The organism is Campylobacter sp. BCW_6463 (genome assembly GCF_001762785.1).
In the GTDB taxonomy this organism is placed as follows: domain Bacteria; phylum Campylobacterota; class Campylobacteria; order Campylobacterales; family Campylobacteraceae; genus Campylobacter_D; species Campylobacter_D jejuni.
The window spans coordinates 52057-77410 of record NZ_MJXL01000029.1 but is presented as its reverse complement, the minus strand read 5'-3'; the positions used below and the strand labels follow the sequence as shown (position 1 = coordinate 77410).

The 25354-nt window shown below is 30.8% G+C and carries 19 protein-coding genes and 1 pseudogene; 14 read left to right on the top strand and 6 right to left on the bottom strand.

The genetic code is table 11. From position 1 onward, the window contains the following. Positions 1-13: 13 nt before the first annotated feature. Positions 14-1468 carry a C4-dicarboxylate transporter DcuC gene (gene dcuC / locus AJ884_RS02885; RefSeq protein ID WP_002881123.1) on the bottom strand — a complete coding sequence of 485 codons (1455 nt, stop codon included), beginning with the start codon at positions 1466-1468 and terminating at the stop codon, positions 14-16. Between the two features lie 206 nt (positions 1469-1674). On the opposite strand from dcuC, the gene cas9 reads away from it, so the two are divergent. From cas9 to cas2, 3 genes are read left to right on the top strand one after another with little or no spacing between them, the layout of a single operon-like run. Then, positions 1675-4638, top strand: a complete 2964-nt coding sequence (gene cas9, locus AJ884_RS02880; RefSeq protein ID WP_070286427.1) for a type II CRISPR RNA-guided endonuclease Cas9 — start codon at positions 1675-1677, stop codon at positions 4636-4638. After that, on the top strand, positions 4635-5525 hold the full coding sequence (cas1, locus tag AJ884_RS02875; RefSeq protein ID WP_002881128.1) for a type II CRISPR-associated endonuclease Cas1: 891 nt from the start codon (positions 4635-4637) through the stop codon (positions 5523-5525). Before cas9 ends, cas1 begins: the two co-directional genes overlap by 4 nt. Then, the gene (gene cas2 / locus AJ884_RS02870) at positions 5518-5949 is read left to right on the top strand and encodes a CRISPR-associated endonuclease Cas2 (protein ID WP_002797817.1); all 432 of its coding nucleotides are present in this window, start codon (positions 5518-5520) and stop codon (positions 5947-5949) included. The genes cas1 and cas2 overlap by 8 nt, the downstream gene beginning before the upstream one ends. Positions 5950-6374: 425 nt before the next feature. Here cas2 and AJ884_RS02865 read toward each other — a convergent pair whose 3' ends face one another. Genes AJ884_RS02865 through cueO form a run of 4 tightly spaced genes read right to left on the bottom strand, consistent with a single transcriptional unit; the run spans position 6375 to position 9780 of the window. Beyond that, positions 6375-7565 carry a molybdopterin molybdotransferase MoeA gene (locus tag AJ884_RS02865; protein WP_002881768.1) on the bottom strand — a complete coding sequence of 397 codons (1191 nt, stop codon included), beginning with the start codon at positions 7563-7565 and terminating at the stop codon, positions 6375-6377. Between the two features lie 3 nt (positions 7566-7568). Further along, positions 7569-8015: a molybdopterin synthase catalytic subunit gene (locus tag AJ884_RS02860; RefSeq protein ID WP_002871117.1), complete on the bottom strand. Its 447-nt coding sequence runs from the start codon at positions 8013-8015 to the stop codon at positions 7569-7571. Further along, positions 8016-8237 carry a MoaD/ThiS family protein gene (locus tag AJ884_RS02855; RefSeq protein WP_002779488.1) on the bottom strand — a complete coding sequence of 74 codons (222 nt, stop codon included), beginning with the start codon at positions 8235-8237 and terminating at the stop codon, positions 8016-8018. It lies immediately after the preceding gene. A 1-nt stretch (position 8238) separates the two neighbouring features. Beyond that, positions 8239-9780: a multicopper oxidase CueO gene (gene cueO, locus AJ884_RS02850; protein WP_002871116.1), complete on the bottom strand. Its 1542-nt coding sequence runs from the start codon at positions 9778-9780 to the stop codon at positions 8239-8241. 123 nt (positions 9781-9903) lie between these two features. Between cueO and nspC the strand changes: the two genes are divergently transcribed. The 6 genes from nspC to AJ884_RS02815 all read left to right on the top strand — a co-directional run bounded on the left by nspC (position 9904) and on the right by AJ884_RS02815 (position 16606). Next, positions 9904-11052: a carboxynorspermidine decarboxylase gene (gene nspC / locus AJ884_RS02845; RefSeq protein ID WP_002881767.1), complete on the top strand. Its 1149-nt coding sequence runs from the start codon at positions 9904-9906 to the stop codon at positions 11050-11052. A 303-nt stretch (positions 11053-11355) separates the two neighbouring features. Then, positions 11356-12069 (top strand): molecular chaperone, encoded by a 714-nt coding sequence (locus AJ884_RS02840; protein WP_002851502.1) that lies wholly within the window; start codon positions 11356-11358, stop codon positions 12067-12069. Then, the gene (locus AJ884_RS02835) at positions 12044-12235 is read left to right on the top strand and encodes a twin-arginine translocation signal domain-containing protein (RefSeq protein WP_002851537.1); all 192 of its coding nucleotides are present in this window, start codon (positions 12044-12046) and stop codon (positions 12233-12235) included. Before AJ884_RS02840 ends, AJ884_RS02835 begins: the two co-directional genes overlap by 26 nt. Then, the gene (locus AJ884_RS02825) at positions 12235-15039 is read left to right on the top strand and encodes a formate dehydrogenase subunit alpha (RefSeq protein WP_079889223.1); all 2805 of its coding nucleotides are present in this window, start codon (positions 12235-12237) and stop codon (positions 15037-15039) included. Before AJ884_RS02835 ends, AJ884_RS02825 begins: the two co-directional genes overlap by 1 nt. Next, positions 15036-15677: a formate dehydrogenase FDH3 subunit beta gene (gene fdh3B / locus AJ884_RS02820; protein ID WP_002851264.1), complete on the top strand. Its 642-nt coding sequence runs from the start codon at positions 15036-15038 to the stop codon at positions 15675-15677. Before AJ884_RS02825 ends, fdh3B begins: the two co-directional genes overlap by 4 nt. Continuing rightward, entirely contained in the window at positions 15674-16606 is a 933-nt protein-coding gene (locus AJ884_RS02815) for a formate dehydrogenase subunit gamma (RefSeq protein ID WP_044778902.1), read from the top strand. Before fdh3B ends, AJ884_RS02815 begins: the two co-directional genes overlap by 4 nt. A 621-nt stretch (positions 16607-17227) precedes the next feature. Here AJ884_RS02815 and AJ884_RS10285 read toward each other — a convergent pair. Continuing rightward, positions 17228-18343: pseudogene (locus AJ884_RS10285) on the bottom strand (autotransporter outer membrane beta-barrel domain-containing protein); the annotation flags it as partial. A gap of 1455 nt (positions 18344-19798) precedes the next feature. On the opposite strand from AJ884_RS10285, the gene fdhD reads away from it, so the two are divergent. The 5 genes from fdhD to selD all read left to right on the top strand — a co-directional run bounded on the left by fdhD (position 19799) and on the right by selD (position 25236). Continuing rightward, positions 19799-20581: a formate dehydrogenase accessory sulfurtransferase FdhD gene (gene fdhD / locus AJ884_RS02805; RefSeq protein WP_052794950.1), complete on the top strand. Its 783-nt coding sequence runs from the start codon at positions 19799-19801 to the stop codon at positions 20579-20581. Then, complete coding sequence (locus tag AJ884_RS02800; protein WP_002870865.1) at positions 20574-21311, top strand: winged helix-turn-helix domain-containing protein; 738 nt, start codon at positions 20574-20576, stop codon at positions 21309-21311. The genes fdhD and AJ884_RS02800 overlap by 8 nt, the downstream gene beginning before the upstream one ends. A gap of 107 nt (positions 21312-21418) precedes the next feature. Then, positions 21419-23521 (top strand): aspartate chemotaxis receptor CcaA, encoded by a 2103-nt coding sequence (gene ccaA, locus AJ884_RS02795; protein WP_070275956.1) that lies wholly within the window; start codon positions 21419-21421, stop codon positions 23519-23521. 109 nt (positions 23522-23630) lie between these two features. Continuing rightward, a complete protein-coding gene (gene yedF / locus AJ884_RS02790) occupies positions 23631-24203 on the top strand; it encodes a sulfurtransferase-like selenium metabolism protein YedF (protein ID WP_002867054.1) in 573 nt (190 codons plus the stop codon). 10 nt (positions 24204-24213) lie between these two features. Beyond that, positions 24214-25236 carry a selenide, water dikinase SelD gene (gene selD, locus AJ884_RS02785; RefSeq protein ID WP_079860378.1) on the top strand — a complete coding sequence of 341 codons (1023 nt, stop codon included), beginning with the start codon at positions 24214-24216 and terminating at the stop codon, positions 25234-25236. The last annotated feature ends 118 nt before the right edge of the window (positions 25237-25354 follow it).

The window sequence follows — 25354 nt, the reverse complement described above, 5'->3', positions numbered from 1 at the left end:
GCGTCAATACGCTTTATTTGTGTATTTTAAGTTCTATTTTTGTAGTGTTTTGTTCTTTTGGCAAAGGATTGGTTTGTGCTAGATAAAAGGCTACGAGTACATTTACAAGCATAGCGATAAGTAAAAGAGGAGTGGTTCGTTTTATAATATCCATTGGAGCTACTTTTGCAAATCCAGCTAAAGCTATGATTCCGCCTGCTATTGGTGAAGCTGCACGACCTAAACAAGATGCAATTTCTATAGGTAAAACTAGAGTAATAGGTGCAACGCCTAATTTTGTAGCTATATCAGGAGATAGTTTTCCAAAAGCATTAAAAGCAGCAATTCCACTTCCCATAATCACTGTGGCAAAATAAACTAAAAAGCTTAAAATAGCTATACTCAAAAGAATTCCAAACCATGCAAAATTTCCTGTTCCAAGATTTGAAACCGCGTTAGCAAGGATATTAACTCCACCAAGTGCTTTAATGCCTTCAGCAAATACTCCAGCGGCGATGATTATGCTTACGACTGAGATAAAAATTTCAGCCATAGCTTTTAAAATCACCATCATATCTTCGCCTAATTTTCTAGCATTTCTGTGTCTTGCAAATTCAACAAGAAAAACTAAAGAAATGCTTACAAAATTTGCTGTTACAACATCGAGCTTGATAGTAAAAAAATACGCTGTAAATAAAAATACAACAGGTAACCAAGGAAAGAGTATGTAAAAAGTAGGGCATTTAGGATCAATGATTTGCGGAATTTCAACTTCATCATTTAAAACACCTTTTTCTTTATCTCTTTTATCAATCCAAGCAAAATAAAAAGGAATCAAGATGGCAATAACTACAACATAGGCAATCACACTATAAATTTGGTAATTTAAAAAAAGCCCTACGACATTATCACTTTGTCCTACTATATCTGCCATATTGATTGAATTTCCATCTTTTGGACCATAATCAAGCGCAATTAAAGAAAGCACACATACAGCTGTAATAGGACGGATTTTAAGTGAGATTAAAACAGGATAAATACATGCTAACAAAAGCAAAAGCAATCCAGCATAGCTAGAAATGACGATTTTTAAAGCCATTCCAACAACAAAAGTTCCACTTAAAATCAAGTATTTATTTTTGATTTTTCCTAAGGGTTTATTTGCTAAAAAAGCAAGTTTTGCCGAAGCATTGATATGTTTCATATAGGCAGCAAAACCTGCCACACTCATGATAATAAGTCCTACTCCAGAAAGCTGACTTTTAAAAGTCGCTGTGATAAAAGCATAGCTATCAAGTAAAACATTCAAAAAGCTTGCATGTTCTCTGCTCGGGGCTTTTGGTATAGGTGCTCCTGTGATGTAAAAAGCAAAAATAAGCAAGATAATACCTGAAAGAAAAAATACAAAAATAGGATTGTATTTTTTGAGTATATAATAAGCAACAACAATTACCGCTAAAAGTGTAGAACATATCATAAAAATTGGCATGATTTCTCCTAAGGTTATTATTAGCTTTTATTTTATTTTAGCTAAAATTTAACTAATAAATATTTTTCATTTAAAATTTTACTTATTTTTTGCATTATAAAATTAATAATATGTATAGTTTGGTTACTGAAAGGTTTATGTTTGTATAAAAAATGATTTTTATATTATAATTATAAACAAATCATAAATATTAAAAAGGATCTAGTGTGGCAAGAATTTTGGCATTTGATATAGGAATAAGCTCTATTGGCTGGGCATTTAGCGAAAATGATGAGTTAAAAGATTGCGGAGTTAGGATTTTTACAAAGGCTGAAAATCCTAAAACAGGAGAATCCTTAGCCTTGCCAAGACGCCTTGCAAGAAGTGCTAGAAAACGCCTTGCTAGACGCAAAGCAAGGCTAAATCACTTAAAACATTTAATCGCAAATGAATTTAAGTTAAATTACGAAGATTATCAAAGCTTTGATGAAAGTTTAGCTAAGGCTTATAAAGGCTCTTTAATTAGTCCTTATGAGTTAAGATTTAGAGCTTTAAACGAGCTTTTAAGTAAGCAAGATTTTGCAAGAGTGATTTTACATATTGCAAAAAGGCGTGGCTATGATGATATTAAAAATAATGGTGATGAAGAAAAAGGCGAGATTTTAAAAGCTATCAAGCAAAATGAAGAAAAATTAGTAAGTTATCAAAGTGTAGGCGAGTATCTTTATAAAGAGTATTTTCAAAAATTCAAAGAAAATTCCAAAGAATTTATAAATGTTAGAAATAAAAAAGAAAGTTATGAACGCTGCATAGCGCAAAGTTTTTTAAAAGACGAATTAAAGCTTATTTTTCAAAAACAAAGAAAATTTGGCTTTTCTTTCTCAAAGAAATTTGAAGAAGAAGTGCTTAGTGTAGCATTTTATAAAAGGGCTTTAAAAGATTTTTCTCATTTGGTGGGAAATTGTAGTTTTTTTACTGATGAAAAAAGAGCGCCAAAAAATTCGCCCTTAGCTTTTATGTTTGTAGCGCTTACAAGAATTATCAATCTTTTAAACAATCTTAAAAATACTGAAGGAATTTTATATACAAAAGATGATTTAAACACGCTTTTAAATGAAGTTTTAAAAAACGGCACTCTAACTTATAAACAAACAAAAAAGCTTTTGGGCTTAAGTAATGATTATGAGTTTAAAGGAGAAAAAGGAACTTATTTTATTGAGTTTCAAAAATACAAAGAATTTGTAAAAGCCCTAGGTGAGCATAATTTAAGCCAAGATGATTTAAATGAAATAGCAAAAGATATTACCCTTATAAAAGATGAGATTAAACTTAAAAAGGCTTTAGCAAAATATGATTTAAATCAAAATCAAATTGATAGCTTAAGCAAATTGGAATTTAAAGACCATTTAAATATAAGTTTTAAAGCCTTAAAACTTATCACTCCTTTAATGCTTGAAGGTAAAAAATACGATGAAGCTTGCAATGAGCTTAATTTAAAAGTAGCAATTAATGAAGATAAAAAAGACTTTTTACCCGCATTTAATGAAACTTATTACAAAGATGAAGTAACTAATTCTGTGGTTTTAAGGGCGATTAAAGAATATAGAAAGGTCTTAAATGCCTTGCTTAAAAAATACGGTAAAGTGCATAAAATAAACATTGAATTAGCAAGAGAAGTAGGTAAAAATCACAGTCAAAGAGCTAAAATAGAAAAAGAGCAAAACGAAAACTACAAGGCCAAAAAAGACGCCGAACTTGAATGTGAGAAACTAGGCTTAAAAATAAATAGTAAAAATATTTTAAAATTAAGATTATTTAAAGAACAAAAAGAATTTTGTGTTTATAGTGGGGAAAAGATTAAAATTAGTGATTTGCAAGATGAAAAAATGCTTGAAATTGACCATATTTACCCTTATTCTAGAAGTTTTGATGATTCTTATATGAATAAAGTTTTAGTTTTTACCAAGCAAAATCAAGAAAAACTTAATAAAACCCCCTTTGAAACCTTTGGCAATGATAGAGTAAAATGGCAGAAAATTGAAGTTTTAGCAAAAAATTTACCTACTAAAAAGCAAAAAAGAATTTTAGATAAAAACTACAAAGACAAAGAGCAAAAAGACTTTAAAGATAGAAATCTAAACGATACTCGCTACATCGCAAGGCTTGTTTTAAACTATACTAAAGATTATTTAGATTTTTTACCTTTAAGTGATGATGAAAATACAAAATTAAACGACACACAAAAAGGCTCAAAAGTGCATGTAGAAGCAAAAAGCGGTATGCTAACATCCACTTTAAGACACACTTGGGGCTTTAGCACTAAGGATAGAAATAACCATCTTCATCATGCCATCGATGCAGCAATTATTGCTTATGCAAACAACTCTATCGTAAAGGCTTTTTCAGATTTTAAAAAAGAGCAAGAAAGCAACACTGCAGAACTTTATGCAAAAAAAATTAGTGAATTAGATTATAAAAACAAAAGGAAGTTTTTTGAGCCTTTTAGTGGTTTTAGGCAAAAGCTTTTAGATAAAATTGATGAAATTTTTGTCTCAAAACCTGAGAGAAAAAAGCCAAGTGGAGCTTTACATGAAGAAACATTTAGAAAAGAAGAAGAATTCTATCAATCATACGGCGGAAAAGAAGGAGTTTTAAAAGCCCTAGAGCTTGGTAAAATCCGCAAAGTAAATGGTAAAATCGTTAGCAATGGTGATATGTTTAGAGTGGATATTTTTAAACACAAAAAGACAAATAAATTTTATGCTGTGCCAATTTATACCATGGATTTTGCTTTAAAAGTATTACCAAATAAAGCCGTGGTGCAAGGTAAAGATAAAAAGTCAGGTCTTATAAAAGATTGGATTTTAATGGATGAAAATTATGAGTTTTGCTTTTCTTTATACAAAGATAGTTTGATTTTAATTCAAACTAAAGATATGCAAGAGCCAGAACTTGTTTATTATGAAAGGCTGGATAGCTCAAATGCTAGCCTAACTGTTTCAAAACACGATAATAAATTTGAAACGCTAAGCAAAAATCAAAAAATATTGTTTAAAAATGCAAATGAAAAAGAAGTAATCGCAAAAAGCATAGGAATTCAAAATCTAAAAGTATTTGAAAAATATATAGTTTCAGCACTTGGAGAAGTGACAAAGGCTGAGTTTAGACAAAGAGAAGATTTTAAAAAATGAGTTACGATGAAGCTTTTAAAACACTACTTATTAGCTCTAATGCCAAGCTAAATTTAGAGCTAAATCATCTTGTGATTAAGCAAGATGAAAATGTAGCAAAATTGTTTTTAAAAGATATAAACATCATCGTTTTAGAAAGCTTGCAAGCAAGCCTGAGTTCCGCACTTTTTAACGCTTTTGCAAAGCATAAAATCATCTTGCTAACCTGTGATGAAACTCATAGTATAAATGGTGTTTTTACTCCTTTTTTAGGGCATTTTCAAAGTGCAAAAATCGCAAAAGAGCAAATGAATGTAAGTGCTCAAAAAAAGGCTATTTTATGGCAAAAAATCATTAAAAACAAAATCCTAAATCAAGCCTTTGTTTTGAAAAAACACAATAAAATAGAGCAAAGCAATGAGCTTGTAAATTTGGCTAAAAAAGTAACCTTAAATGATAGTAAAAATATTGAAGCTGTTGCGGCGGTGTTGTATTTTAAAACTTTGTTTGGTGCTTCTTTTTCAAGAGATGAGCTTTGCTTTGAAAATTCTGCTTTAAATTATGGCTATGCAATCATTAGGGCTTGTATTATTAGAGCAGTTTGTATCAGTGGACTTTTGCCTTGGCTTGGCATAAAGCACAATAATATTTATAATTCTTTTGCGCTTTGTGATGATTTGATAGAAGTGTTTAGGGCTAGTGTTGATGATTGTGTTTTAGAACTTGTGGGTGAAAGTGAGTTTTTAAACAAAGATGACAAAAGAGCGTTGATTGGTCATTTACAAAGCAAAATCAATTTTGATGGGCAAAATTATCCTTTAAATAGAGCGATAAATCATTATGTGGCAAATTTTAAAAATGCTTTATTGTATGAAGATGAACTAAAGATAGTGAAATTTGATGATTGAAGATAAATTTATGCGTGTGCTTTTGATGTTTGATGTGCCAACTAAAAGTAAAAAAGAGCAAAAACTAGCAAGTAAATTTAGAAACAATCTTATAAAATTAGGTTATTTTATGCTGCAATTTAGCGTTTATATGCGTATTTGCAAGGGTTTAAGTTCCGCAAAAAGTTCTATTGAAAATGTAAAAAAGATTTTGCCACCTTATGGAAATGTAAGGGCTTTAATCATCACTGAAAAGCAGTTTGATAAAATGGAGCTTTTGCTTGGTGGCATAGTTTTTAACGAAAAAGTTAATAACGAAACTAATTTAACGCTTTTTGATATAGATAGTCATGGAGAATTTAAATACAAAAATTCAAATAATGAAGAAATTCAAATAAACAAAAAACAAGAAAAATATCACCAGCAAAATTTATTTGAATTTTAAAAGCGGTTTTAGAGGATTGTAACCCCGCAGAGTCCCGCAAACTCTTTATTTTAGTCCCTTTTTAAATTTCTTATGAGATTATAGCAATTTTTGCTATTTTTATTAAAAAACCCTGAAATTTTCATTATCTGGTAAATATCTATTTTACCATAAAGAAATTTAAAAAGGGACTAAAACCAACACTTTAGACTTTTTGGTTTTTGAAGAATTTTACCATAAAGAAATTTAAAAAGGGACTAAAACTAATGTGATATACACAAATACAACAGGAGGATTTTACCATAAAGAAATTTAAAAAGGGACTAAAAACCCTAGTGGATTGAAACTCCGCTAGGGCTAATTACTCCACTAAAAGGAGGTTGCAAATTTGAAATTTATTGAAATTTATGGTTGATTAAAATCGAAATAAAATTATTTAAATAATTTCAAGGCATAAAGATAATATCCACTAAACTTTCATTTTCTAACATTTCACATTCTTTTGGCACCACCATAAGGGCAGCTTTATTGTTAAGATTGTTTATAATCGCACTAGAGCCTTCTTTTTTACCTTCAAGATTAGCTAAAATGCGTCCATTTTCAAACTTTATGTTACAAGCGACAAATTCCAAATAAGGTGTTTTTTTCTTGTAGCTTCCTTGTAAGAAGGCTTTGCAAATATAGTCTTTAGGCTGAAGTAACCAAGAGTTTAAAATCTCTCTTGCGTAAAGATTAAACATTACCATAGCCGAGTAAGGAAAACCTGGTAAGGCGATAATGAATTTTTCATTAGCCTTGGCTATTTTGATATGTCTACCTGGTTTTATGTCGGCTTTATCGATGATGATTTCGTATTCTTTGACAGCTTTTTTCAAAAAGTCAAAATCCCCCATAGAAACTCCGCCAGTTGTAACTAAAATATCACAACTTTGCAAAGCACTTTCAAGGGTAGAAAAAGTGGCTTTTTCATCATCTTTTAAAAGAGGAAAAACCCTTGTATCACAATTTAAATTTTTAGCTAAATTAGCTATGGCGATATGATTTGAAGAGCGGATTTGAGCGGGATTTTCTAAGGCTTCTCCTAGATCTTTGATCTCACTTCCACTACTTAAAACTCCTACAATAGGCTTTATAAACACACTAATGTGAAAAAATCCAAGTTCAGCCAAAAGAGCTATTTCGCTATAATTTAACCTTGTGCCTTTTTTGAGTAAAATTTCATCTTTTTTATAGTTTTCTCCTACCGCACGCACGGCAAAAGTTTGGGGAACTTTTTTTTCTATAAAAAGAGTATCATTTTCTACGCGTACATTTTCAACAGGGACTAAAGTATCGCTTCCTTCGCTCATGAGTGAGCCTGTAAAGGTTTTTACACAAGTACCATTTTGCACGCTAAATTGTGGCATAGTGCCCGCAGGTGTGAGGCCTAAAATTTTTAAAGTTTTATTTTGATCTTCAAATTTGATCGCATAACCATCCATAGCCGAAGTTGGAAATTCAGGCTGATTTTTAGGGGCTTTTATGTCTTGAGCTAAAATGCGTCCTAAACACTCTGTAAGAGCTATTTTTTCAATCTTTTCATAGGTTTTGATATGAGAATGTAAAATTTTTAAACTTTCTTCATAAGACATTAACATTTTTTATCCTTTTAAAAGTCCTGCACCGCAAAGTTTGGTTGATCTTTCTTTGGCATAAATTCTTTCTTTGTTTATCACATCATACTTCCAAATAGGTGCACTCGCTTTAAAATCTTCAACAAATTCATTAAGAAGTTTAAGTCCTAATTTTCTTTGTTTGCTTAAAATTCCTGCAAAATAAGAGCTTTCATGAACCGCCACATCGCCTATAGAGTGAGCAAAAAGCAAGCTAATACCATCAAAATCTACTCTTTTTTGCCACTCATTAAACCATTTTTTTAAAAGCGGTTCATAAATATCAAAACTAAGTGCCTCAATGCCTTCTTCTTCACGCACAATACCACAAAAAGTCAGTAAAGCACCGCAGTTTTTATCCTTGGCAAATTCATACCATTGGCTATAAATTTTAGGAATATCTAAAGAACCTTGATAAAGTGTAAAATGTTTCATTTAACCCCCACAAACTGGCGGTAAAAGTGCTATTTTATCACCATCTTTTAACTTAGTGTTTTCATCAAAAATGATTTCATCGTTTAAAGATACGGCACAAAGTTCTAGCCATTCTTTTAAACTCTCATCTTTTTGCAAAATTTCTTTTAATTCTTTTAAATTTTTTACCTCAAGTTCTAAATTTTCTTTATTTATGGGGCCTAAAAATTCCACTTTTACCATTTTATTCCTTTACTTCTAAATTTCCCATCATTCCTAAATCTTCATGTTCTAAAATATGACAATGATACATTCTAAGCCCTTTAAAATCTTGTTTCATTCTAAGTCTTAACTCTTCATTAGGACGCACATTTATAGTATCTCTTAAGGCTCTAAATTCGGATTTTTGAACTTTGCCATTGAGTTTTGATGAGATGAGTTCAAATTGCGTGCCATGTATATGGAAAGGATGATCCATGTGAGATTTATTTATCACTATCCAGTCTTCAACTACTCCAAGTTTGGAGCTTAAATCAATGCGTTTTAAATCATAGCTTTTGCCATTGATTAAAAACATAGACGCAAGAGCGATTTTTAATTCGCTTTCACTTTTTCCCATCATACCATGCATTTGCATATGATCTTCACTCATGATTATTTCTTTAAATTCCTTAGGTTCTTCTGAAGGTTTGAAAATTTTTAATTTTTTTGGAAGTTTTACATTTTCTTTTTTTAGGTTAATATTGGCTAGAAATAGGGTATTAGGTTCTTCTTTTACCATCATTTTATCCCTATCATAATAAGCACTTTCTAGCTTAAATTCCCCATCTTTTGGAGCGTCGATTAAAACTTCTACACGAGAAGCAGGACTTAAGAAAAGTTCTTCTTTATAAATAGCTTTTTCTATAAGTCCACCATCAGTACCAACAAGTATAAACTTAGCTCCTTGTATGCGTAAATTTAAATATCTTGCTGCAGTAGCATTATAAATGCGTATGCGTTCGTTTGTGGCGAGTTTGATTTTAGGTTTAAATTGTCCATTAATGAGTACAAATTCTCCTTCTCTACCATTTAGCCAATCATTTAGGTTATTGTTTGGAATTTGAGCGTTTTCATCAAGACGCAAATCGCTAATCATCAAATCTTTTTCTTTTAAATGACTTAAAGCATCTTTTTTTGCTTTGATCACAAAAGCCCCTGCTAAACCCATAAAAACTTGTTTAGAAGCCGTATAATGAGGATGTGGATGATACCAGTAAGTTCCTGCGCTATCTTGAGGAATTTCAAAACGATATATTCTTTCTTCTCCTGCTAAGATAGGATCATGTGGGCTTCCATCTTGATCAGGTGGCACAGGAACGCCATGCCAATGTATAGTTGTAGCTTCTTTGAGTTTGTTTTTGACTAAAATTTCAAGTTTATCTCCTTCAAAAACTTCTATTTTTGGAGCAGGCACGAGGCCATTGTAAGTATAAAATAAGGTTTTTTTACCTTTGATAAGCTCTATATGATTTTCTTTGATTTCTAGGGTAGCACGAAAAATATTTTTTTCTTTACTTTCATTTTTGAGTAAAGGCAAGGCTTTTAAAATTTCTCCTTGGGGGAATTGTTTTGGATCTAAAAGCTTTAAATTTTTTGGAGCAAAGTTTATAAAAGAAGTATCTAAGTCATGATTTATAGAATGATTTTTATGCATGGAGTGTATATCGTGCATAGGATTTGCATAGGCTACACCCATACTTGCTAGAGTGAGTGCATTAAATTTTAAAAAATTTCTTCTATTCATTAGTTTTTCCTTTTGCTTGATTTTTTATATTATAGTCATTATTTTTTTAGTTTTAGTAAATATTTATTTTGAAAATTTGGTTTAATTTTGTTATGATTTTAGCAATTTAATCAAGGAAAAATAATGTTTTATGAAAAAATTCAAACTCCAGCTTATATTTTAGAAGAAGATAAATTAAGAAAAAATTGTGAGCTTTTAGCAAGTGTTGGTGAAAAAAGTGGTGCTAAAGTGCTTTTAGCTTTAAAAGGTTTTGCTTTTTCAGGAGCGATGAAAATTGTCGGAGAATACCTAAAAGGTTGCACTTGTAGCGGACTTTGGGAAGCAAAATTTGCTAAAGAATACATGGATAAAGAAATTCATACTTATTCGCCTGCTTTTAAAGAAGATGAAATAGGTGAAATAGCCAGTTTATCTCATCACATAGTGTTTAATTCTTTAGCTCAATTTCATAAATTTCAAAGCAAAACACAAAAAAATTCCTTAGGTCTTCGTTGTAATGTTGAATTTTCTCTAGCCCCAAAAGAACTTTACAATCCTTGTGGAAGATACTCAAGACTTGGAATTCGTGCTAAAGATTTTGAAAATGTGGATTTAAATGCTATAGAAGGACTTCATTTTCACGCACTTTGTGAAGAAAGTGCTGATGCTCTAGAAGCTGTTTTAAAGGCTTTTGAAGAGAAATTTGGTAAATGGATAGGGCAAATGAAATGGGTGAATTTTGGAGGAGGACATCACATCACTAAAAAAGGCTATGATGTTGAAAAACTTATTGCTTTGTGTAAAAATTTCAGTGATAAATACGGTGTGCAAGTTTATCTTGAACCAGGCGAAGCGGTGGGTTGGCAAACAGGAAATTTGGTGGCTAGTGTAGTAGATATCATAGAAAATGAAAAACAAATTGCCATTTTAGATACTTCAAGCGAAGCACATATGCCAGATACTATCATCATGCCTTATACAAGTGAAGTTTTAAATGCTAGAATTTTAGCCACAAGAGAAAATGAAAAAATTTCAGACTTAAAAGAAAGCGAATTTTCCTATTTGCTTACTGGAAATACTTGTTTAGCGGGCGATGTAATGGGAGAATACGCCTTTGATAAAAAGCTTAAAATCGGCGATAAAATTGTTTTTTTAGATCAAATTCATTACACCATTGTGAAAAACACAACTTTTAATGGTATAAGACTTCCAAATCTCATGCTTTTAAATGTAAAAAATGAACTTCAAATGATAAGAGAATTTTCTTATAAGGATTATTCTTTAAGAAATTAGTATTATTTATAATTTGCATAAAATGTTAATTTTATTTGGAAGAGAATCAAAGATATAAATTTTATGCAAAGTATTTTATTTTTTCAAATATAAAATCAACTCAAATATCTAATTTTCAATATTTTGGTATGATTTTTTAATATTTTAAATCCTTGTGGAATTTTATTGAAATTCAGTGATTTTTAAATCAAATAGTATTAAGATAAATCGATTTAAAAATCGGCTTTAAAATGAATATTAGGTATATTTTGCATAATATTCATTCAAGCAAAATTTAAAGCTATTTTTGAAAATTTTGAATGCATGGGGGCTTTAATGGATTTGGAAAAATTAAGATTAGCTAGAAGTCTTTATTATCAATGTCTAGGAGAGCTTTTTGTTTTTTCATTTTCTGAAGAAAGATTGTCAAAATTACAAGAGTATTTAAAGACAATGCAAGAATGTTTATTTGATGAAAATTTAAAATCAAATTTTGATATCTTGCTTAAGCATTTAGATGATGAAAATTCTATACAAGCATTTTTTAAAGAATATGATTTGCTTTTTTTAAGTCTTAAAAATAGCATCCCAACGACTTTTTCTTACATAGAAGAAGGTTTTGAAAATTCAAATCCTTTACTTTGCGTGCGTCAAATTTTAGTCAAAAGTAAAATAAGACGCAATGAAAAATTTTTTAAAGAAAGTGAAGATAGTGTTGGATTTTGTTTATTGTTAATGAGTGAATTTTTAAGGCAAAATGAAGATGATTTAGCCAAAGAGCTTTTTGAAAAAGTGATCAATAAAAGCATTGATGAGTTTTTAGGCGATGTTTTCATGAATAAAAATGCGAATTTATATAAGGAAATTGCAAGTATTGCATCGGCTTTTATGGAATTTGAAAGACTTTGCTTTGAAGTGGAAAAACCTGCAAAAATAAATTCTAAAAAAGTGCAAAACGATCTATCGCGTTCAGAATTTTTAAGAAGAGAAGCAAATAAACAAAGGAGGACTCGTGAAAAATCGCAGGGAATTTCTTAAAAAATCCGCTTTTGCCTTAGGGGCTGCTGGAGTGCTTGGTAGCACAACTTTAGCTCTAGCTAAAGATGAAGAAAGAAAAGATTTGGTTAAAGGTAAAAGTAAGAAAAAAGAAGTGCTTTTTCAAAGAAGTGCTAATTGGGAAAATTATTATATAAAGGCTGAGTAATGTCAAGTGTAGGTGAAAATATCAAGCTTACGCGTCGTTCTTTTCTTAAAATGGCAGCACTTTCAAGCCTAGCAACACCGTTGCTTGCTAGAAGTGAAACTTTAAGAGAAGCGAGTGCTGATGAGCTTAAAGAAGCTTATGAAGGTAGTAAAAAAGTAAAAACAGTTTGTACAGCCTGTTCTGTAGGCTGTGGGATTATTGCAGAAGTGCAAAATGGTGTTTGGGTGCGTCAAGAAATCGCTCAAGATCATCCTGTGAGTTCAGGTGGACATTGCTGCAAGGGATCTGATATGATCGATATGGTGCGTTCACATGTGCGTTTAAAATATCCTATGAAAAAAGAAAATGGAGAATGGAAACGCATAAGTTATGAGCAAGCTTTAAGTGAGATCGGAGAAAAACTAGCTGCTTATCGTAAAGAAAATCCTGAAAGTGTTATGTTTTTAGGTTCTGCAAAACTTAATAATGAACAAGCTTATTATATAAGAAAATTTGCAGCATTTTTTGGAACGAACAATGTAGATCATCAAGCTAGAATTTGACACAGCGCAACAGTCGCCGGTGTGGCGAATACATTTGGTTATGGCGCTATGACAAACCATCTTGGAGACATCCAAAGAAGTAAATGTATCATTATCATTGGAGCAAATCCAGCAGTAAATCACCCTGTGGGTTTTAGACATTTCTTAAAAGCAAAAGAAAAAGGTGCAAAGCTTATCGTTGTAGATCCTAGATTTACAAAAAGTGCAGCAAAAGCGGATATTTATGCAAGAATTCGTCCAGGAACTGACATTGCTTTCATGTATGGAATGCTAAAAATCATCTTTGATGAAGGTTTAGAAGATACAAAATATCTTGATGAAAGAGTTTTTGGAATTGATAAAATTCGCGAAGAAGCAGCAAAATGGACAGCCGAAGAAGTAGAAAATGTTACGGGAATTTCTAAAGAACTTTTGGTGCAAATCACTCACGAAGTAGCTAAAAACAAACCAACTACGCTTATTTGGGCTATGGGTTTAACTCAACATACTGTAGGAACTTCAAATACACGTTTAGCACCTATTGTGCAAATGGTACTTGGAAATATAGGTAAATTTGGTGGCGGAGTTAATATCTTACGCGGACACGATAATGTTCAAGGTGCTTCGGATATGGCTTGTTTGAGTGAAAATTTACCTGGTTATTATCCTTTAAATGAAGCGACTTGGAGATACTATGCCAAAATTTGGGGTGTGGATTATGAATGGCTTTTAGGAAATTTTGTAAGTAAAGATTGGATGCATAAAACCGGACTTTCACTTGCTAGATGGTGGGCAGCAGCTTTAAATGGAAAAGATGGAAATGATGCTATCGATAATGCAGGAACGCCTTTAAAAGCTTTAGTAGTTATGGGAAATGGTATCACTTCAACCGCACAACAAGTAAAAGTTAAAGAAGGTTTGGAAGCTTTAGAGCTTTTAGTTTTGGCTGATCCTTTTGTAAATGAAGCAGGGATTATCGCAGAAAGAAAAGATGGGATTTATCTTTTACCTGCAGCAACACAGTTTGAAACAAGCGGAAGTGTAACAGCTACAAATCGTAGTGGACAATGGAGATTTAAGGTTGTAGATCCACTTTATGAAAGCATGGAAGATCAAGAAATTTTATTTGAGCTTTCTAAAAAATTAGGTTTTTATGAAGACTTTACCAAGACTTTACGCGATGAAAAAGGTGAGATCGTTTGGCCTGAAAATGCAACAAGAGAAATTGCAAAAGCAGTTAGAAGTATAGGGCTTAATGGTTGGAGTCCTGAAAGGCTTAAAAAACATACTTTATACTGGGATAAATTTGATGAGGTAACTTTAGAAGGAAAAGACGAAGTTGCTGGCGAGTATTACGGGCTTCCTTGGCCTTGTTGGAGTGATAAGCATCCAGGTTCTCCTGTGCTTTATAATACCGACATTGAAGTAGCAAAAGGTGGTATGGGCTTTAGAAACAATTTTGGACTTGAGTATGAAGGAGAGAGTTTACTTGCTAAAAATGCGCCTTTAAATTCGCCTATTGATACAGGTTATCCACAAATTACTAAAGATAATATAGAAAAAGTTTTAGGCATTACTTTAAGTGCTCAAGAAAAAGAAAAAATGGGATCAACTTGGTCTTATGATGATAGCAATATCATAGCAACTAAATGTATAGAAAAAGGCATAGTTCCTTATGGAAATGCTAAAGCTAGAGCTGTAGTTTGGACTTTTAAAGATAAAATTCCACTCCACCGTGAGCCTTTACATTCTCCAAGAAACGATTTGGTGCAAAAATATCCAAGTTTTGAAGATCAAAAAGCGCTTTACCGCGTGGATACTAAATTTGTTTCTGTGCAACAAGCTAAGGATTATTCTAAAGAATTCCCGCTTAATCTTGTTACCGCAAGACTTGTGAATTTAAATGGTGCAGGTATGGAAAATAGAGCGTCTATGTATCTAACGCGTTTAACACCTGAAATGTTTTGTGAGATCAATCCTGAATTAGCAAAAGAGCAAGACATTAAAGCAGGAGATATGATTTGGGTGCATTCTCCAGAAGGCACTAAAATTCATGTAAGAGCGAAGGTTAATCCAGGTGTAGCAAAAGATATGATTTTCTTGCCTTTCCATTTTACAGGAGTTATGCAAGGCGTGGATTTAACGCACAATTTCCCAGAAGGAACTAAGCCTTATGCAAGCGGAGAAAGTGCTAACACGGTAACAAATTATGGTTATGATATCATGTGTCAGATTCCAGAGACTAAAGGTGGGCTTTGTAGAATCAGTAAGGATGGAAAATGAGTAAGGTAAATTTTGCAAATTTGGAAAAAGAACGCTTGAAATTCTTTTGTGATAATGAGCGTTGTATTGATTGTAATGGTTGTGCGGTAGCTTGTGATGAAGCACATGAGCTTCCTATTCATATTCGCCGCCGCCGTGTAATTACTTTAAATGAAGGAATTCAAGGAAAAGAAGTTTCAACTTCTATTTCTTGTATGCATTGTGATGATGCTCCTTGTTCTATCGTTTGTCCTGTGGATTGTTTTTACATCCGTGCTGATGGTATTGTTTTGCACGATAAAGAAATTTGCATAGGTTGTGGATATTGTCTTTATGCTTGTCCTTTTGGTGCACCACAATTTCCAAAAGATAGTGTTTTTGGAAATAAAGGCATTATGGATAAATGTACTATGTGTGCAGGTGGCCCTGAAGCAACGAATTCAGAAAAAGAAAGAGAACTTTATGGTCAAAATCGTATCGCAGAAGGAAAAGTTCCTGTATGTGCTGCGATGTGTTCGACAAAAGCACTTTTAGTAGGTGAAAGTTCTAAAATAGAAGAGATTTATCATAATAGACTTATGAATAGAAATTATGGCATTCCAAATCCTTCAGAAAGTTTGGAGTGGAAGATTGCTTACACAGGAAAGGAACGCTTATGAGAAAAGTATTTGTAACGCTTTTGTTAAGCGTGGTAAGTTTATTTGCTTATGGTAGCGAGAGAATGGGACAAGATACTCAAATTTGGGATTTTCATCGTATTACAAATATCCCAAATTATGATACTTTTGGCAAACTTTGGACAACTTTGCAAGGTGAATATATAGCTACTATAGCTTTAATCGCTATTATTGCGGTATTGTCTGCATTTGCTTTGCATTATATGGTTATAGGACCTAAGCAATTTTCACACGATGGAAAGAAAATTTATGCTTTTACATTATTTGAAAGACTTTTTCATTTTATCGCGGCAATTTCTTGGGTGATTTTAGTGCCAACTGGTTTTGTGATGATGTTTGGGGCGACTTTTGGAGGTGGACTTTTTGTAAGAGTTTGTAAAAATTTACATGCTTTTGCAACGGTTTTATTTATCATCTCTATAATCCCTATGTTTTTATGGTGGATTAAAAGAATGCTTCCTGCAAGTTATGATATCAGATGGATGATGATAGTAGGTGGTTATTTAAGCAAAGTAAAACGTCCTGTACCTGCAGGTAAGTTTAATTTTGGTCAAAAATCTTGGTATTATATAGCTGTATTTGGTGGATTTTTGATGATAATTACAGGTGGATTTATGTATTTTCTTGATTTTAATTCCACGGCAATTCAAGGTCTTTTTGGTTTAACTCAAATTGAACTTTTAAGAATTTCAGCTATAGTGCATAATTTCTTGGGTATAGTGTGTGCAGTGTTTTTTGGCGTGCATATTTATATGGCAGTATTTGCAATCAAAGGCAGTATCCATTCTATGATTAGTGGTTATAAAGAAGAAGAAGAGGTTTATATTTTACATTCTTATTGGTATAAAGAATTAAGCAATAAAAAGCAAATTGAACCTAGTTTTTCTTATGATCCTAATGTGAAAATTTAATTTTTTATCAATCTCTCTTAGTTTAAGAGAGATTTTTAAATTTAAATATTTATAAAATTCTTATACTTAAATTCGATATTTTATATTAAGGACTTTTTTTCATTAATAAAATAAGTTTAATTAAATTAGATTTTTATTTTGGGGTGAGATTTGATCTAGGCTAAACTCTCTACCAAAGCCTAGTAAGAATTTGTGTTTAAAGATTGACTAAGTAAGGTTTTAACATATTTTATTGTTTGATTAAATTAGCTATAAGAATAAGAACAATTAAAGCAATTATAAATATTGTTCTTTAATCATTCTAATCTCCATAAACACTAGGTTTTTTAAACTTTAGCATTTTTTATCTTTTTTTATTAAGGAATATTATTAATTTTTAAGATGTTTTTAAATTTAGTCAAAGTAAAAGTGATTAAAAATATTTTAAAATAAATTTATTTCTAATTTAATTTCTTAAAAACATTTACATTTTAATCTACACTGCGTAGTAAAAAAGCGTGTTTGTTATATCTCTTTTAATCCTATGCACGGCAGAGATTGCCGTACTATATAGGTTAAAACTTTTAAATTCTTGTGTTTTAACAAGAATTTCGTTGTAAAGAATTCTCAAAAAGTTTAAGATTAAAATTTATACTTAAGTCCTACTTGACCACTTAAGTAAGTTTCATTTTTATTATCTACTTTACCTGCTAGTATTTGTTTAGCACCAAAGCCAAGATTTATACTGAGTTGATTTGTAAAATCTACATTACCCCCTACGATAATTTGTCCGTATGTTTTTTTCTTGTTGTTAGCTTCTACGCTAGTAAAGAAAGCATTATTTACAGCTAGGTTAGCTGTGTAATCATCACCACTATTGATAACAAATTGTTCTATTTTTGGAGTTACAAAAATATAAGAGTTTTCATTCATATATTTTCTAAATTCAGCACCCATTTCAACACTTACAGAATTGTTTTTCATAGAATCAATATCTTTAGCAATAGCACCATTTTCTGTATGAGATGGAGTATAACTAAAATAATAATTTATCCCTGCAAAAGGTTTAATAAATAAAGTATTATCACTAAAGTCAAACACACGACCTACATTAGCACTAAATCCTAAGAATTTGCTTGTATAATCTGAGTTATATGCACCATCTGTTTGAATATTGTCTTGTTTAGTTGGAGAAACTTGAGCATAAGCTTTAAGATTAAGTTCCCATTGTGGAGCTATATTGATAGTAGAATACATACCTAATTGGAAGTTATCGCTTTTTTGTTCTAAATTATTGTCTTTGATTTTAGCATTTGCATAAGTAAAATAAGCACCCCATAAAACATTATCATTAGCTTGTTTATCTACCCCTACGGTAGCACCATACATTGCACCACTATCTCCATCGATAATGTTAGCACCACCAAAAGCATTAGCCCAAATACTATTGGTATATTCATTTACATAGCTTGGTCTCATATCACTATCTAAAGCAGCAAATTTAAGGCCATTCATTTTAGAAGCATAAGTTCCAAAAGGATTGTTTAGCATTGCTACACGAGAACCTATAGAAACATCATTAGAAATATTCATAGTGGTATTTACTGCACTAGAAGCTGAATTGAGATTGGATACAGATTTACCTGTATTGTCTGTGTCTTTTTTGATTTGTAGGGCTAGTTTTACACCGCTAAAACTTTTTAAATCTAGTCCTAAACCTTGATCTACAAGTTTGTCTGCGATTTCTCTAAGATTAAGTACAGCATTATATTCAGCACTTCCTTCTTTAAGGTTGTATAATTTTACTACTTCTTTGTCTAAGTTTGGATTGTTTTCGCCTTTTTGTATTATTTCATTTAATTTATTTTTTTGGTCTTCAAGCTGTTTTTTTATTTGTTCATTATCATTAAATTGTTTTATTAGTTTTTCTAGCATTTTTAAGTCAATTTTTAATTGAGTTAGAGTATTTTTTAAATGCTCAGTTGCTGTTCCATTTGCTACCAAGCATTTGCTAGATCCGCAATTTACTTCTTTTAAATTGTAATCTACTAATTCCATATCCAGCAAATTTTTATCAAGTGTTATACTTTGAAAGGTGTCTTGATTTTTATCTATATCGATATAATCACTTGCAAATTTGCCATATGAAGCTTCAGCTGTATTTGATGTGCTTATATCCTTATTAAATCCTTGTGCTTGGATTAAAAGTGTGTTTTTAGCAAGCAAATCTCTAAAAGATGTACCATTTACGCTAAATTTAGAATTAGTGATATTCGCATTATTAGCAACTTTTATAGAATAATTTTGCACTGCATAAGGATTGCCAAATTCAAAAAAGGTTTTGTCTGCATTTAAATTTCCATTTACGACAAGGTTATTTCCATATACAGATACTCTTGAGCCTTTTTGTGTATCATCTTCTACTAAATTAGTTCCGCTAAGGCTTAAATCTCCATTGAACACCGAGCCGCTTTGATTGACATATAAATTCATATCTTTAAGTATGGTTTCTTTAGCATTTACATAAAGATTTGCAATGTAAGAACTTTCCATACCAACATTTTCGATATTTAAAGTATTTTTATCACCCAAATCAAAGACATACTTAAATTCATCAGTATCGATATCTTTATCATCTGGATTTAAAAAGCTTTCATCATCAAATCTAGGAATGTTTGATTTTATGGTTAAATCATTGCCTTTTAAACTATCTCTATTTATTAAAACTACATCTTGCCCTTTAACTTCAAAATAATCTTGCAGATTTTTTCCGCTAATCCCATCTAGTTCTATTTCAGTTGGTGTTGTCTGAGTTTCAACTAAGGTATTTTTAGAATTTAAATCTACTGCCATTACATTGCTACAAAGTGCAGCACCTAAGCCAAAACCCACTAAAACTTTACTCGCCGAAAACGAAAGCTTCATAAATTCTCCTTATACAAAAAATAAAAAAACCATTATACCCCCCCCCATAAAAAAGAGCTTAAGAAGTAATTTTATAAAGAGAAAATTTTATTTTTGTTTTTAAATTTCAAATTGTTAGTATATTTTCACTTGAAGAGTTTAAAGAGTAAATTTATGTTTTTTTGATATAAAATGCTTTAAAATTCTTAAAAATTATAAATTAAATCCCTATTTTTTTATCAGTATTACTTTTAATTATGTTTTTTTGATATAATTAAATTTTTAAAATAACGCGAAAAGAGAAAGCTTATGGAACCCTTATTTACAACTCAAATTTTAAAATATAAAGGTGATGAATCTTTTACATGCGATGATACTTTAGTGCGTGAAATTAAGCTTGAAATTTTTATTAATGATGAAAGAGTAGGTGCTTTAATGGCAACTCCTGTAGATGAACAGGCATTAGCAATAGGGTATTTAATGAGCGAAAATATCATTGCGAAAGTAAGCGATATTGAGAACATAGAAACAAAAGATGATGGTATGAGTGTGCATATCAAAGCAAAGATTGATAAAGAAAATTTAGCAAAGCTTAATGCTGAAGGTGTAGTTATAAGTGGTTGTGGTAGAGCACATACTGCAAATATCGATTTAGAAGCCATTGAAGCAAGTAAAATTAGTTCTGATGTAAAATTTAGCAAAGATGAAATTTTAAAACAAATGAGTACTTTTTATACTCAATGTGAGCTTTATGAGAAAACAGGCTGTGTACATACGGCTAAGCTTTTTGTAAATGAGAAAACTTTTTTTATAGGTGAAGATATAGCTCAACATAATACCATAGATAAAGCTTTAGGAAAAGCACGTTTAGCTGGGGTTGATTTAAGTCAATGTTTTTTAATGGTTAGTGGAAGGCTAAGTTCTGAAATGGTAGCTAAAGCAGTTATGCATAAAATTCCAGTCCTTGTTTCACGCACGGCTCCTACTTGTTTAGGAGTTATGATAGCAAGAAAATTTGATTTAACGCTTTGTGGTTTTGCTAGAGAAAATAAGATTAATATTTATAGTGGAGAATTTAGAATTCATGGATAAAAACCAAGAAAAAGAAATCATCTCATACATGAGAGAATTGTTAAATAGTAATGAAAAATTAGATTGTGGTACGGCTTTTAAAATTGCAAAGAAATTTAATGTAAATATAGAAAAAATCGGACAATTAGCCGATGAAAATCACATGAGAATTGATAATTGCGAGTTGGGGCAATTTGGATATTTAGATTTTGAAAAAGCAAAGATTGAAGTGCTTAAAAAAATAGAACCTAGTTTAGATGAAAAGCGTAGAATTTTTTGTAAAGATGCAAGAGATATTGCTAAAGAAGGTTGTGGACTTAAAAGTATGCGTTCAGCTTTAAAAGCTTATAAGGTTGATGTAAAGTATTGTCAACTTGGTTGTTTTAAAGAAAAAAAAGGTAAGCAATTTATAGTAAGAACAAAAACTTGGATTGAAAATGCGGATGGAGATTTGCTTTTTGGACGAGGAAAAACAGAACTTTTAGAGCTTATCGGACAAACAGGTAGTTTATTGCATGCTTCTAAACTTATGGGGATTAATTATAAAAAAGCTTGGATGCATTTACAAACCTTACAAAAAAATTCTCAAGAAATTTTAGTTAGCACACGACAAGGACGCTCTAAAGAATCAGGAACAAAACTTACTCCTAGAGCTTTGGAATTAATGGAAAATTACTCTATTTTGCAAAAGGACATAGAAGAATACGCTAATAAACGTTTTAAAGAATTGTTTTTAAAAGGAAAAAAATAAATCTTCTATCAAAAAATACTAATACATAATATTTTTATAATTAATTAATATTATTTTTTAAAAAAATATGTTAAAATTAGAAACTAAATTTTTTTAGGAGTTGTAAGATGTTTAAATCTTTAAATATAGGTTTAAAACTTATTTTTTCTGTGGCAACTGTTGTTGTTATTGGACTTGTTATTTTAATTTCATTAATCACAAAACAAGTAAGTCAAAATATTACCAAAAATACAGAAGATATTCTTGCTTCTATCACGAAAGAATATGCTACCCAAACTCAAGGAATTTTTGGGGAAATGATCGCTTTAAATAAAAGTATTTCAGGTACTTTAACAGAAATGTTTAGATCAACCTCCAAAGAAGATTTAGATATAGATAATATAACAAATATTATAACCAATACTTTTGATAATAGCGCTTATTCTAATTTTACTTATTTGTATCTTATCGATCCGCCAGAATACTTTAAAGAAGAGAGTAAATTTTTCAATACTCAAAGTGGAAAATTTGTCATGCTTTACGCCGATGAAGAAAAGGATAATAAAGGCGGAATAAAAGCAATACAAGCTAGTGATGAAATAGCTAATTTGCAAGTTGTGCAAGATATATTAAAAAAAGCAAAATATGGGGAAAATAAAGTATATATAGGCCGTCCTATTAAAATGAATTTAGAAGGTCAAAATTTTGATGCTGTAAATATTGCTATGCCTATATTTGACCGAAAAAATCAAGTTGTAGGTGTTATCGGTATGACTTTGGATTTTTCGGCTATTGCTACTTATCTTTTAGACCCTAAGAGCCAAAAATATAATGGAGAATTAAGAATTCTTTTAAATTCAGATGGTCTTGTTGCAATTCATCCTAATAAAAATTTGGTTTTAAAAAATTTAAAAGATGTCAATCCTAACAAAGGTGCACAAGAGACTTATAAGGCTATGAGTGAAGGAAAAAATGGAGTTTTTAACTATATAGCTTTTGATGGTGATGATTCCTATGCTGCGATTAATAGTTTTAAAGTGCAAGATAGTTCTTGGACGGTTTTGGTAACTGCTCCTAAATATTCAGTTTTTGAACCTTTGAAAAAATTACAATTAATTATTATTAGCGCATCTTTTATTTTTATTTTTGTTGTTTTAGGAGTGGTTTATTATTGCGTAAGAAAAATTGTCGCATCTAGATTGCCTGTGATTCTTAGTTCTTTAGAATCATTTTTCCGTTTTTTAAACCATGAAAAAATTGAACCTAAGGCTATTGAAATTCGTGCCAATGATGAGCTAGGGGCAATGGGTAGAATCATAAATGAAAATATTGAAAAGATTCAAATATCTTTAGAACAAGATCAAAATGCTGTAGATGAATCAGTGCAAACTGCTAGAGAAATCGAAAAAGGTAATTTAACTGCAAGAATTACTAAAAATCCTATAAACCCTCAATTAGTAGAACTTAAAAATGTTCTTAATAGAATGCTTGATGTTTTGCAAAGTAAAATTGGTTCTAATATGAATGAAATTAATAGAGTTTTTGATAGTTATAAAGCGCTTGATTTTAGCACAGAGGTGCTTGATGCTAAAGGCGAAGTTGAGATTACAACTAATATTTTAGGTAAAGAAATTAAAAAGATGCTTGTAGCTTCTTCAAATTTTGCTAAAGATTTAGCCAATCAGTCAGAAGAGTTAAAAAATTCTATGCAAAAACTTGCTGATGGCTCTAATGCACAAGCGAGTTCTTTAGAACAATCGGCTGCAGCTGTAGAGGAGATTAATTCTTCTATGCAAAATGTAAGTGGAAAAACAGTTGAGGTTGCTTCGCAAGCTGATGATATAAAAAATATTGTCAATGTGATTAAAGATATCGCTGAGCAAACGAATCTTCTTGCTTTAAATGCAGCTATTGAAGCTGCACGTGCTGGAGAACATGGGCGTGGTTTTGCAGTTGTTGCAGATGAGGTAAGACAGCTTGCGGAAAGAACAGGAAAATCCTTATCTGAAATAGAGGCAAATATTAATATACTTGTTCAAAGCGTAAATGAAGTAGCAGAATCTGTAAAAGAACAAACAGCAGGAATCACACAGATTAACGATGCTATAGCACAACTTGAAACTGTAACTAAGGAAAATGTCGAAGTTGCAAATGTTACCAATAATATAACAAATGAAGTCAATCAAATTGCTGCGGCAATTCTTGAAGATGTGAATAAAAAAAGATTTTAAAAAAGCTCATTTTGAGCTTTTGAATTTTTTCCATATTGTTTAAAATTTTTAAACACAAAACAAGTAATAAAATAATATTATTTTTCAAAGCTAATATCAAGGAAAAATAATGAAAATTGATTGTCGCAATCTTTCTTGTCCTCAGCCTATAGTTGAAACAAAAAACGCTCTTGAAAAACTTCAAGAAAATGAAATTTTAGAAATTGTTTTAAATTCTATTATTTCAAAAAATAATGTTGTAAAATTTCTTAACTCTTTAAATTTAAATCCTATTATAGATGAAAATGCACAAGAGTTTTGCATCAAAGTGCAAAAAAAGAATTTTAATTCTAGTGAAGTAAATATTCACGATTATAATGTTTTATTTTTAAAAACCGACAAAGTGGGTGAGGGTGAATTGGGACAAAATTTACTTGTAGGATTTTTAAGTACCTTAAAAAATTTAGATCATGCTCCAAGTAAAATTCTTTGCGTAAATGAAAGTGTTTTAATCAATGTTGATGAAAATCATAAAGCACATTTAGCTATGAAAGAACTTGAAAATTTAGGTATTGAGATCATAAGTTGCGGAGCTTGTTTGGAATTTTTTAATAAAAGCAAAGAACTTAAAATAGGAAATATAGGCAATGCTTATGAAATTTTAAACGAGCTTTTTGGTAAAGCAAAGATTATTACTTTGTAAAGGAAAAACACTGCAATATAAAAATCAAAATTTAACGCATTTTGTTAAAGCAGCAGGCTGAGCAGCGAAATTAAGCCCGGGTGGTCTTAAAACAATTTTAAATTTCATGCAAAAAACCCCTGCCTTACTTAGCGATATTGGAAATAATGAAGATGCAAGTGTATATCAAATCAGCCGCGATTTAGCTTTGGTGCAAACGCTTGATTTTATCACTCCTATAGTAGATAGTGCTTATCATTTTGGTGCTATTGCCGCAGCAAATGCTTTAAGCGATGTTTTTGCTATGGGTGCAGAGGTGATTAATGCCTTAAATATAGTAGGTTTTGATACTTGTAATCATGATTTAAATATCTTAAAAGAGCTTTTAGAAGGTGCAAATGATAAGGTTCAAGAATGCAATGCTTTAGTTGTGGGTGGCCATACTATAGAAAGCACTGAGCTTTTTTTTGGACTTAGTGTTACAGGAAAAGTACATCCTAGTAAATTTATTGCTAATAATACTTCTAAAGTTGGAGATTGTATCATTTTAACCAAGCCTTTAGGAACAGGAATTTTAAGTACAGCTTTAAAGGCACAAATGCTAAATCAAAAACATTTAGATATAATGCTTAAAAGTATGATGGAGTTAAATTATAAAGCCAGTCAAATTGCTCTTAAATTTCACCCAAGCGCCATGAGTGATGTCACAGGTTTTGGACTTTTAGGTCATTTAAAAGAAATGCTAAATAAAAATATTTCTTTTGAAATTTTTGAAAGTGAACTTCCTTTTTTAGATGGAGTAAAAGAGTATTTTAATATGGGTTTAATTCCTGCTGGAGCTTATAAAAATTTAGAATTTATAAAAGAATTTATCCCTGATTTAAATGAAGAAAAATTATTACTTTGTGATCCGCAAACTTCAGGAGGACTTTTAATTTCTATAAGTGAAAAAGAATCCTTAGAATGTTTAAAAAAACTAGAAGATGAAAATATTCAAGCTAAAATTATTGCTAAGGTTGCAAATAAGCAAGAAAATGATATTATCATTTCTTAATTTTTGTTACTTATATACCCATTAAAATTTTTTTTATCATTTTTTATACATTTTCTATGATTTAAAATATTATTTTTTATCTTATTTATATATTATTTATTAAAATTTATTTTATCTT

Excerpts from the sequence above, each read along its gene's own strand:
- dcuC (WP_002881123.1), bottom strand. The coding sequence starts at position 1,468 with ATGCCAATTTTTATGATATGTTCTACACTTTTAGCGGTAATTGTTGTT.
- cas1 (WP_002881128.1), top strand. The coding sequence starts at position 4,635 with ATGAGTTACGATGAAGCTTTTAAAACACTACTTATTAGCTCTAATGCC.
- cas2 (WP_002797817.1), top strand. The coding sequence starts at position 5,518 with ATGATTGAAGATAAATTTATGCGTGTGCTTTTGATGTTTGATGTGCCA.
- AJ884_RS02865 (WP_002881768.1), bottom strand. The coding sequence starts at position 7,565 with ATGTTAATGTCTTATGAAGAAAGTTTAAAAATTTTACATTCTCATATC.
- AJ884_RS02860 (WP_002871117.1), bottom strand. The coding sequence starts at position 8,015 with ATGAAACATTTTACACTTTATCAAGGTTCTTTAGATATTCCTAAAATT.
- AJ884_RS02855 (WP_002779488.1), bottom strand. The coding sequence starts at position 8,237 with ATGGTAAAAGTGGAATTTTTAGGCCCCATAAATAAAGAAAATTTAGAA.
- cueO (WP_002871116.1), bottom strand. The coding sequence starts at position 9,780 with ATGAATAGAAGAAATTTTTTAAAATTTAATGCACTCACTCTAGCAAGT.
- nspC (WP_002881767.1), top strand. The coding sequence starts at position 9,904 with ATGTTTTATGAAAAAATTCAAACTCCAGCTTATATTTTAGAAGAAGAT.
- AJ884_RS02840 (WP_002851502.1), top strand. The coding sequence starts at position 11,356 with ATGGGGGCTTTAATGGATTTGGAAAAATTAAGATTAGCTAGAAGTCTT.
- fdh3B (WP_002851264.1), top strand. The coding sequence starts at position 15,036 with ATGAGTAAGGTAAATTTTGCAAATTTGGAAAAAGAACGCTTGAAATTC.
- AJ884_RS02815 (WP_044778902.1), top strand. The coding sequence starts at position 15,674 with ATGAGAAAAGTATTTGTAACGCTTTTGTTAAGCGTGGTAAGTTTATTT.
- fdhD (WP_052794950.1), top strand. The coding sequence starts at position 19,799 with ATGGAACCCTTATTTACAACTCAAATTTTAAAATATAAAGGTGATGAA.
- AJ884_RS02800 (WP_002870865.1), top strand. The coding sequence starts at position 20,574 with ATGGATAAAAACCAAGAAAAAGAAATCATCTCATACATGAGAGAATTG.
- ccaA (WP_070275956.1), top strand. The coding sequence starts at position 21,419 with ATGTTTAAATCTTTAAATATAGGTTTAAAACTTATTTTTTCTGTGGCA.
- yedF (WP_002867054.1), top strand. The coding sequence starts at position 23,631 with ATGAAAATTGATTGTCGCAATCTTTCTTGTCCTCAGCCTATAGTTGAA.